Source organism: Mogibacterium pumilum (assembly GCF_002243385.1).
In the GTDB taxonomy this organism is placed as follows: domain Bacteria; phylum Bacillota; class Clostridia; order Peptostreptococcales; family Anaerovoracaceae; genus Mogibacterium; species Mogibacterium pumilum.
In genome coordinates, this window is record NZ_CP016199.1 from 930,536 (window position 1) to 932,693 (window position 2,158).

Here is a 2,158-nt window from a genome sequence, read left to right on the forward strand (position 1 = left end):
TTGAGGAACAACAAAGGACGGAGAATTTAACTAATCATGGTTAAATCTCCGTCCTTTTTAGATTATCCAAATTATGATGTGTACCCCTTGTCAGGGACAACATTGATTTTTTTGGGGTGTTTTTTTATTACCCCAACAAGTGTATAGGTAGGGGTTTAAAACACCACAATGAAATGGATAGGTACCTCCTAAACCCCAAAAGAATTTATAGAACCTGAACTTTTAGATGTATTAAGGTCGGTGGCATATGCTACCGACCTTTTGTCGGTGTGCCGGGCATGGCACAGTTCTTACTGGTGAGAGTCCAGTCACGGGTATTTACCGCCAAGTGTAGCGAACCGCAAGCGGAAAGCAGTAATGCTCAAGTGAAGGAAGCGGTGTAGCAAAGCCATCGAGCCTACGAACAGAAACCGGATACAAGGCTAAACGGTGGGTGAGGTTGCTACACAAACCGAAGCCCAAAAGGTAAACGTATCACCGAGACAGTAAATCCGGAGGTTGTGTGGCGAAAGAACTATGTCTTACCCCGGGAGACCCGGACGGCGTGGAAACACGTGCGGAAAAGGCTTGCGTCCGGGAGTCAGCTTAGACCATAGTACCGGGAGCACGAACGGGAAGGGTCTAATGTCAATGTATTGCAAATCACTGCAAGCAAGGTCGGAATAATCCGAAATCGAGGATATGCTCTGAAAGCAGAAACGTAAGTCTGTGGAGGCAAAAGGTAGAGGGGATGATTTCCGGCAGTTTTACGAACAGAAAGAGGAGCAACAAGTGGAATTAATCGAATGGATATTACAGGACAGGAATATTGACGAGGCAATCAAGAACGTCAAGCGAAACAAAGGTGCAGCCGGAGTCGATGGGATGACGGTAGATGAACTTGACGTGTATTTTACTCTTCATAGGGAAGAGCTGAAGACTCAGATACGTGAAGGTAAATACAGGCCGAGTCCGGTAAGAAGGGTCTACATACCTAAAGCCAACGGCAAGAAGAGACCTCTCGGAATACCGACAGTCACAGACAGAGTTGTACAGCAGATGACAGCACAGATACTGTCTCTGGGATATGACAAATATTTCAGTGACCATAGTTATGGGTTCCGAGCGAACAGAGATTGCCATGGAGCGATAGAGAAAGCCCTCGAATACCTCAACGAGGGATATGAGTGGGTGATAGACCTTGACATCGAGAAGTATTTCGACACGGTAAACCATGACAAGTTAATTTCAATACTCAGAGAACGCATTAATGATGCGAAAACGCTACGACTGATTCGACAGTTTCTAAGAGCTGGAGTCATGGAAGATGGCTTGGTAAGCCCAAGTGAAGAAGGGGTACCGCAAGGTGGACCTCTTTCACCTATACTATCCAACATCTACCTTGACAAGCTCGACAAGGAACTGGAATCAAGGGGACTTCATTTTGTCAGATACGCTGACGACTGCGACATCTTCGTGAAAAGTGAAATGGCGGCAGACAGAGTGATGAAGTCTGTGACAAGCTGGCTGGAGCGCAAACTTCGGCTGAGAGTCAGTGCCACTAAGACAAAGGTAGTAAGACCTACGAAGAGTAACTTTCTGGGATTCACATTCTGGAAGAGCAAAGACGGTTGGAAGTGCAGGCTTGCCAAAGACCGAAAGAAGAAACTCTATGAGAAGACTCGTGAGATTCTTTGTCGGAAGAAAGCGGCTGCGCGAACCATAAAGTCTACCTTTATGCAACTGAACTGGCTCATCCGGGGGTGGATAAACTACTACAGAATCGGTAGCATGAAAGGCTTTCTTGATGAATATGGACAATGGCTGAGGCACAAGGTGAGAGTAGTGATACTCAAACAGTGGAAAAAGCCGAAGACCATATTCAAGAACCTGATGGCTCTGAATAGGATTCAGGAATGTGGCCTTGAGGAGAAAAGATTGTTAAGCGTGGCAAACGCAAGGCAGGGATGGTACCGAATGGCTACTATTCGGGATATTAATTTCCTGCTCAATCCAACGATACTTGGCAAAAAGACAAAGAGCCGACCGGGATTGGTCGACCCTTTGGCGTATTATCTGAATTAACGCTTGATTCTATGTTGATGTAGCGCCGTATACGAGACCCGTACGTACGGTGCAACGGGAGGGTTGAGGGCTAACGCCCTCGCTCTACCCTATT

At 46.5% G+C, this 2,158-nt stretch carries 1 protein-coding gene; it reads left to right on the top strand.

The window, feature by feature from the left end; translation table 11 throughout:
• Nucleotides 1-708 precede the first annotated feature (708 nt).
• The gene (gene ltrA, locus AXF17_RS04480; protein WP_237049005.1) at nt 709-2,064 is read left to right on the top strand and encodes a group II intron reverse transcriptase/maturase; all 1,356 of its coding nucleotides are present in this window, start codon (nt 709-711) and stop codon (nt 2,062-2,064) included.
• The last annotated feature ends 94 nt before the right edge of the window (nt 2,065-2,158 follow it).